Origin of the sequence: Flavobacterium sp. (assembly GCF_030146175.1) — a bacterium.
Classification (GTDB): domain Bacteria; phylum Bacteroidota; class Bacteroidia; order Flavobacteriales; family Flavobacteriaceae; genus Flavobacterium.
On record NZ_JASLCE010000015.1, the window covers coordinates 1 to 8,189 of the forward strand.

Consider the following 8,189-nt stretch of genomic DNA (forward strand, 5'->3'; position numbering starts at 1 on the left):
TCACGAAAACAGATATATCGACAGAGAAAAAAGTTGGTTGGCATTTAATGCAAGAGTTTTACAGGAAGCAGCAGACGAAAGCGTTCCACTATTAGACAGACTTCGGTTTTTAGGTATATTTTCCAATAATTTAGACGAGTTTTTCCGCGTACGCTACGCAGCTGTGCGTAGGTTGAGTATGGAAGGAATTTCCGGCGAAAAAATTTTAGGTGGTATTTCCGCTCAGCAATTACTCAAAGATATTACCGAAATTGTAATCGAACAACAGTCCGAAAGTTTGCGTATTCTGAGTGTCATTGAAAAAATGCTCGAAAAAGAGAACATTTTTATCATTAATGAAACCGAAACCAATAAAGAACAACAAAATTTTATAAAGGAATTTTTTATCCAGAAAGTAAGTCCCGAATTGGTGACGATTATCCTTAACGATCTGGATGAATTTCCATTATTAAAAGATACTTCCGGTTATCTGGCGATAAAACTGGTGATGAATCCGAAAACCAAAGTTTTGGAAGAATCCGAAATCGTTCAGAAAAAAGAGGTGCGTTATGCGGTAGTCGAAATACCCAAAACGATCAATCGTTTTGTCGTACTTCCATCGAGTAACGACAAACAATATATCATACTGTTGGATGATGTAATCCGCTATAACCTACACAGTATCTTTAATATATTCGACTACGAAAGTATCTCGGCGCACATGATCAAAATTACCCGTGATGCCGAACTGGATATTGATTCCGATCTGAATAAAAGTTTGATCGAAAAAATTTCAACCAGTGTAAAAGACCGTAGAATAGGGGAACCGGTACGTTTTGTTTATGATCAATCGATCGATAAAGATACGCTGGCTTTTTTCCTTACCCGAATGAAAATCGATGCTACCGATAGCCTTATTCCCGGCGGACGTTACCACAACCGTCGTGATTATATGGATTTCCCTAATTTAGGACGCTACGATTTGCTTTTTAGACAAAATCCGCCTTTACCGGTCGTTGGTTTGAGTCTGGAAGGAAGTATTCTGGAGCGAATCAAACAACAGGATTTTCTGGTCAATGCGCCTTATCAGTCGTTTTCCTATTTGATCAAGTTTCTAAGAGAAGCCGCTTTGGATCCGAAAGTGACGTCTATCAAAATCACATTATACCGTCTGGCTAAAAATTCGCAGATTATCAGTTCGTTAATCAATGCCGCTAAAAACGGTAAAAGGGTTATTGTTCAGATCGAATTACAGGCACGTTTCGACGAAGCCAGTAATATTTCATATGCCGAACAAATGCAAACGGAAGGTATTGAACTAATTTTTGGTGTTAAAGGACTAAAAGTACACAGTAAAATTTGTGTGGTGGAACGCGTGGAAGAAGGGAAGATCTTTAGATATGGCTTTATTTCTACCGGAAATTTTAATGAATCTACAGCAAAAATCTATACCGATGTGACGCTACTTACAAGTCACCAGCAGATTTTACGGGATATTAACCGTATCTTCGATTTCTTTGATGTGAATTATCGCGTGCATCGTTACAAGCACCTGATCGTTTCGCCGCATTATACCCGTTCGAAGTTTATAAAACTGATCGAAAGGGAAATGCACAATGCCAAAGAAGGAAAAGAAGCTTATATCAAATTGAAAATGAATAGTTTGTCCGATTTTAAAATGATCGACAAATTATACGAAGCCAGTCGTGCGGGTGTAAAAATTCAACTGATTGTTCGCGGTATTTGTTCCTTAATACCGGGTGTATTAGGAATGAGCGAGAATATTGAAGCCATTAGCATTGTCGACAATTACCTGGAACATGCGCGGATTTATATCTTTGGTAACGAAGGCGATCCGGAAGTCTATATTTCGTCGGCCGATTTTATGACTCGAAATCTCGATGCCCGGGTGGAAGTAACCTGTCCGATTTACGATCCGAATATTAAAAACGAACTAATCGAAACCTTTAATATCGGCTGGAAAGGAAACGTAAAAGCCCGATTGCATTCGGAAAACCTGGAAAATAAATACCGGAAACGTCCCAAAGAAAAAATGTTCCGGGCACAATTGGAAACCTATAATTACTATCGCAACCAAATGGAAGTGATTGTAGAAAAAAAACTATAACCTGATTTTAGAATAGCATGATTTCGATAAAAAAATATGCCGCTATCGATATCGGTTCCAATGCCATGCGATTATTGATCACCAATATCGTGGAGCAGGTCGGTAAAGAAACGCAATTCAACAAAAGTGAACTGGTTCGTGTTCCCATCCGTTTGGGACAGGATGCTTTTACCGTTGGTGAAATTACCGATGACAATATCGAACGAATGGTCGACGCGATGAAAGCGTTTAAACTGTTAATGAAAGTATATAAAGTAGAACGTTATATGGCGTGTGCTACTTCCGCTATGCGTGAGGCATATAACGGACAGGAAGTGGCTGATATCATCAAGAAAAAAGCCGATATAAAAATCAATATTATCGACGGAAAAAAAGAAGCCAAAATCATTGCTTCTTCCGATTTACGTCATTTTATTAAAACGGATCAGACCTATCTTTATGTAGATGTTGGCGGTGGAAGTACCGAATTTTCGTTATTCTCCGAAGGACAAATGGTCGCGTCCAAATCGTTTAAAAATGGTACCGTTCGTTTGCTTAATAATATGGTAAATGACGTGGTTTGGCAGGAAATTGAAAAATGGATTAAAGTACAAACCGAACCGTATGATCATATTACATTGATCGGTTCCGGTGGAAATATTAATAAACTGTTTAAACTTTCCGGAAAATTACAGGAAAAACCATTGTCGTATGCCTATGTAAATGCGCAATACCAATACCTGAATTCCCTGTCGTATGAACAACGCATCTCGGAAATCGGTTTAAATCCGGATCGTGCCGACGTCATTATCCCGGCGACGCGGATATATCTGAACGCCATGAAATGGAGCGGCGCCAAAAATATTTACGTACCTAAAATCGGATTATCCGACGGTATCGTAAAAGCAATGTATTATGACAAGATTTAAAAAATGAAGATGACAATTGAGACACCTTCGGTTAAGGATTATGTAGAAATTACCGGAGTTTGGGAAGCGTCCGTTCGCGCGACACATACTTTTTTGACAGAAGACGATATTCAATACTACAAACCGCTGATTTTAAAGGAATATCTAAAAGCGGTAACTCTTTTTTGTACTCGTGATCAAAACGAGATTACCGGTTTTTTAGGTTTAGACGACGACAAAATTGAAATGCTTTTTATCCGTCCCGATTATCGTGGAAAAGGAGTAGGAAAGGCATTGCTGGATTTTGCAGTAACAGAAAAAAAGGCCCGAAAAGTAGATGTAAATGAACAAAATGAACAGGCAGTCGGATTTTATGAATACCTGGGTTTTAAAACGGTAAAAAGAGAACCTTTGGATCCCAGTGGAAAACCGTTTCCGATTTTGTCTATGGAACTCCAAAAATAATTAAGTGTTATTGCGTATGAAAGCCTTATTTAAAGCACTCGGAATCCTAACATCCAATGAGTTGGATATGTTGGACGATATCCTAACCGAACGAAGTTTAAAAAAAGGGGAATACCTGATCGAAGAAAACACCGTTTGTGATGAAATTGTTTTTATTAAATCGGGCGCGTTGCGTTCTTTTTATATCAATGGTGAAGGGGATGAAATTACCAATTGCATCACGTTTGAAAACGAATTAATGTCGGCTTTTTCCAGTTTTGTGACTAAAAAATCGACGGATGAAAATATTCAGGCGCTTTTTGATACCGAATTGGAAGTTTTACATCAGGACGACCTCGAACGTTTGTATTTTCAGAATAGTAACTGGCAAAAAGTAGGGCGTATTCTGGCCGAAACCCAATACGTACAATTGGAAAAAAGAATCGCTTCTTTTCAGAAGTTTTCGGGTAAGGAGCGTTACGAAGAATTGTTTCGCCTGCAGCCCTTATATATCAAACTCATCCCATTACAATACCTGGCTTCGTTTTTAGGAATAACACCACGGCATTTGAGCCGTATCCGAAAAGCGGTATTAATTTAAATTCCGGTACGATCGACTATTGGACATATGTCTGGTGACCGATCCCTAATCCTCCGATATTTTTGCAGAAAACAATTTGAGTTATGCAAAAAAACATCCTTATCATTGGAGGAACGGGTCTGATTGGTGCGACCATTTCCCAAATTTTAAAATCCAGAAATCCCGATTGTAACGTATTTATCGGTAGTCGTAAAAAAAGTAATTCCGCGAATCGGATAACTATCGATGTGATGGATTATACTACATTGTCTGAAATTTCCAAACAGATGATCGACCTGATTGTATTATGCGTAAATGACAAGCTGAATAATGTATTGTATTATGCGATCGACAATCAGATCGATTATATCGACATTACCAAACCCACTCCCGATTTGACCGAGGCATTTTCGATTGCCGGTAACGAAAAGAAATTATCGAGCAAAATTGTATTTAGCTCCGGTTGGATGGCAGGTATTGTTCCCGGTTTTATACCGGATTTAGAAAATAGTAGGAAGGTTGAATTATTCGTGTATTATTCGGTAAAGGATAAAGCAGGTGAAAGTTCGGCGCATTTTATGGCTGAAAATGTAAGCAAACCGTTTTTGCGATATCAGGAAAATCAACCGGTAACGATCCGACATTTTTTAGATTCCGAAAAATATGACTTTGCCTTTGAAATCGGAAAACGACAGGTTTATAATTTTGATGTTCCGGATTTATTTATTCTGAATACCATTGAGAAAATCCCGACGGTTTCGGTTAAAATGACCTATAGTTCGAAAGTGGTAACCCGTTTGTTAGGTATTTTTCAATCCGTTCGATTATTTGATCGTTTGTCGTTAAAAAATAGAAGGTTGCTTTTTAGTGCCAACGGAAAAGGGGATAAGACCACGTTCGAAGTCTTGGCGTCTACTACAAAGGGGATGACAAAAACCGTTTTACTCAGCGATAATGGACAATCGGAATTAACCGCATTTGCTACGGTTTTACATATTGAGAAATTAGGAAGTACTTCTTTTTCCGACGGAATCTATTTTAGTCATCAATTATATAAATCCAATGAAATGATAACAGCATTAGCAACTAATAAAACGATTAAAATCAATACATTTAAACTGTAAAACAACGATAGTACCTATGAAAAACATACTGATCATTAATGGCCATCCGAATAAAGACAGTTTTAATTTCGCGTTAGCAGATGCGTATGTAAAAGGAGCGCAAACAACCGATGCAAAAGTATCGGTGGTTACCATAGCCGATCTGGAATTTGATCCGAATTTACGATTTGGGTATCAAAAACGGATGGAATTGGAACCGGATTTACAAAAAGCGTGGGAATTGATCAAAGAAGCCGATCATTTGGTTTGGGTACATCCGGTTTGGTGGGGTGGACTTCCGGCGATTACCAAAGGTTTTCTGGATCGTCTTTTTCTACCGGGAATGGCATTTCGCTACCGCAAAGATTCCGTTTGGTGGGATAAATTGCTAACCGGAAAAACGGCCCGAATTATTACAACACTGGATCAGCCGGGTTTTTATTATTGGCTGGTTTACGGTAAACCAAGTGTGAATCAGTTAAAAAAAGCTGTTTTGGAATTCTGTGGCGTAAAACCGGTAAAAGTGTCTTATTTTGGAATTATAAAAACGTCGAATGCGGAACAACGCAAAAAATGGTTGGAAAAAGCCTATAACTTAGGACAAAAACAGGCCTAAAGATTATAAATCCAGGTCAAATGTTTTGCGTAATAATTCCAACGCCGGATTAATGGCCTTTAGTTTGTCGAATTTCTCCTGAGTGGTAAAAGCATATTTGGTTTCGACAACTTCATTAACGTGGACATTGATAACAATATCGTGGTTGTGTAATTTCCCGCGTAAATAACCCAAAAGTTCAATTTTACTACTGTCAAAATCGACTTTGGAACCTTCATTCGGCAACTCGAGTTTTATAGTCGTACCATCGGCATCCAAAACCGGATCGTTGATTTGCATATAAGTAGCCATAATTTTTTGGCCCTTATCACTCAACCGTTGTGCAAATTTATTCCACTGTAACAACATATCCGTTTCGGAAAAGGCTTCCCTTGGAAGTTCGTCATGTTGTAACACATTGGCTTTTTGCTGCGCTTCCAGTTCTTTTTTGGCCCGAATACTGGCTAATGAAAAAGCAGAAACTTTCTTTTCGGCATTCAGATCAGGTGCAATCATAGGTTTAATCTCCGGCGTAACCATTTTTACCGCTACGGGTTCCGGATTAACGGGGACAACTGTTGCTGCAACTTCCTGTGACGGAATATGTACCGGCTCCGGATTGGGTTGCGCCTGAGTTTGTGGAATAGCAGTTACTTCCGGACTTGGTGCGACCGGTTTCGGGTTATTCCTAAAAAAATCAGGAGGGATTATGTATGACTTAGCTTTTTTTTTTCTCCATCAAAAGTAATGGAGGCCAGTTGCATCAGGCATAATTCAACTAAAAGACGTTGGTTCTGACTGCTTTTGTATTTTAAATCACAATCGTTTGCTATATCTATTCCTTGTAATAGGAATTCCTGAGCTGTTTTTTGTGCCTGTTCTTTGTATAAATTCTGAGCTACTTCGCCAGCTTCCAACAATACTAAAGTCGCCGGGTTTTTACAAACCAGCAAATCTCTGAAATGCGAAGCCAGTCCGGCAATAAAATGATGACCGTCAAATCCTTTTGCCAGAATATCGTTATACGCTAGTAATAACTCCGGAATTCTGTTTTCAAGAATTAAATCGGTTACTTTAATATAGTATTCGTAGTCTAATACGTTAAGGTTTTCGGTAACCGCCTGACGTGTCAGATTGGTTCCGCAATAGGAGACAACCCGGTCAAAAATAGACAAAGCATCACGCATCGCACCATCTGCTTTTTGAGCAATGATATGAAGCGCATCATCTTCAAAAACAATGTTCTGACTTTTAGCTACTTCGGCAAGATGTTCTTTGGCGTCCTTAACAGTAATTCTTTTAAAATCAAATATTTGACAACGCGATAAAATAGTCGGGATGATCTTGTGTTTTTCGGTGGTTGCCAGGATAAAGATAGCGTGCCTTGGCGGTTCTTCCAGTGTTTTAAGGAAGGCGTTAAAAGCCGCTTGCGATAACATATGCACCTCGTCGATGATATACACTTTGTATTTCCCGGTTTGGGGTGGGATACGTACCTGATCAATCAGATTACGGATATCGTCAACGGAGTTATTCGAAGCCGCATCCAGCTCAAATACATTGAAGGCAAAATCTTCATACGGATCATCGTAACCTTCCTGATTGATTTTACGAGCCAGAATACGCGCGCAAGTGGTTTTTCCAACCCCACGCGGCCCTGTAAACAGTAAAGCCTGCGCCAGGTGATTGTTGTCAATCGCGTTTAATAAAGTATTGGTAATAGCCTGTTGCCCCACTACGTCTTTAAACGTTTGCGGTCGGTATTTACGGGCTGATACGATGAATTGTTCCATAACTTTATATTACGGCAAATATAGCGGTAAAAATAGCAAATTACAAAACCGCCTGCAGATAGTTTTTAACAATATAAAGGGATAACAAGCTATTCGGTTCTTCCTTTTATACTTAGATCAATTAATACTTTTTCGATATCATTTTCGGAAGATGCCAATTGCCCGGCTACAAATACGCCTTTTTCTCCGGTAATGGATTTAATACCATATACGGTAGCTTCGTCGTCGGGATTGGTTTGGCCTTCGTAACGGTAAATATGAACGATCTCGTAATTGGAAGGATTTTGAATAATATCCTGTTCGTGAATATTAAAATCGACTGAAAAACCTTTTTCGGTCAGTTCTTCCAAAGCTTTGGTAACGGTAGCATAGTGATACATACGGATCATAATTTAAGTTTTGAGGGTTACACTTTAAAGATAAGCATTTTATTCTCAACAGACTATAAAGCAATGTTAAAGTACTGTTGTTTAAAATGCCCGAAACACGAATATTCTACTATCTTTGCAGCCGCAGACCGCCTTATCGTCGTCCGCCTCGGCGGAGGGAGGAAAGTCCGGACACCAGAGAGTAGCATAGCGGGTAACACCCGTCAGTTCCGATTTATCGGGATTAGGACAAGTGCAACAGAAAGTATGTACAGGTAATGCTGTAGTGAAACCAGGTAAACTCTATGCGGT

General features: G+C 39.1%; 9 protein-coding genes. 6 read left to right on the forward strand and 3 right to left on the reverse strand.

The window, feature by feature from the left end; all coding sequences use genetic code 11:
* The 6 genes from ppk1 to Q1R07_RS01595 all read left to right on the forward strand — a co-directional run.
* Positions 1-2,107 (forward strand): polyphosphate kinase 1 (gene ppk1 / locus Q1R07_RS01570; RefSeq protein ID WP_300485275.1); only part of this gene is annotated, 2,107 nt, incomplete at its 5' end.
* Between the two features lie 17 nt (positions 2,108-2,124).
* A complete protein-coding gene (locus Q1R07_RS01575; RefSeq protein WP_300485277.1) occupies positions 2,125-3,015 on the forward strand; it encodes an exopolyphosphatase in 891 nt (296 codons plus the stop codon).
* 3 nt (positions 3,016-3,018) lie between these two features.
* Positions 3,019-3,459, forward strand: coding sequence for a GNAT family N-acetyltransferase (locus Q1R07_RS01580; RefSeq protein WP_300485279.1), 441 nt, complete (start codon positions 3,019-3,021; stop codon positions 3,457-3,459).
* A 16-nt stretch (positions 3,460-3,475) separates the two neighbouring features.
* Complete coding sequence (locus tag Q1R07_RS01585; protein ID WP_300485280.1) at positions 3,476-4,039, forward strand: Crp/Fnr family transcriptional regulator; 564 nt, start codon at positions 3,476-3,478, stop codon at positions 4,037-4,039.
* 83 nt (positions 4,040-4,122) lie between these two features.
* Positions 4,123-5,142 (forward strand): NAD-dependent epimerase/dehydratase family protein, encoded by a 1,020-nt coding sequence (locus tag Q1R07_RS01590; protein ID WP_300485282.1) that lies wholly within the window; start codon positions 4,123-4,125, stop codon positions 5,140-5,142.
* 16 nt (positions 5,143-5,158) lie between these two features.
* Positions 5,159-5,737, forward strand: a complete 579-nt coding sequence (locus tag Q1R07_RS01595) for an NAD(P)H-dependent oxidoreductase (protein WP_300485285.1) — start codon at positions 5,159-5,161, stop codon at positions 5,735-5,737.
* A 3-nt stretch (positions 5,738-5,740) separates the two neighbouring features.
* Here the strand turns inward: Q1R07_RS01595 and Q1R07_RS01600 are convergent, their stop codons facing one another.
* The 3 genes from Q1R07_RS01600 to Q1R07_RS01610 all read right to left on the reverse strand — a co-directional run bounded on the left by Q1R07_RS01600 (position 5,741) and on the right by Q1R07_RS01610 (position 7,898).
* Positions 5,741-6,232, reverse strand: coding sequence for a DNA polymerase III subunit gamma/tau (locus tag Q1R07_RS01600; protein ID WP_300485288.1), 492 nt, complete (start codon positions 6,230-6,232; stop codon positions 5,741-5,743).
* 191 nt (positions 6,233-6,423) lie between these two features.
* Entirely contained in the window at positions 6,424-7,509 is a 1,086-nt protein-coding gene (gene dnaX, locus Q1R07_RS01605) for a DNA polymerase III subunit gamma/tau (RefSeq protein WP_300485290.1), read from the reverse strand.
* Between the two features lie 89 nt (positions 7,510-7,598).
* Positions 7,599-7,898 (reverse strand): hypothetical protein, encoded by a 300-nt coding sequence (locus Q1R07_RS01610; protein ID WP_300485292.1) that lies wholly within the window; start codon positions 7,896-7,898, stop codon positions 7,599-7,601.
* Positions 7,899-8,189 lie beyond the last annotated feature (291 nt).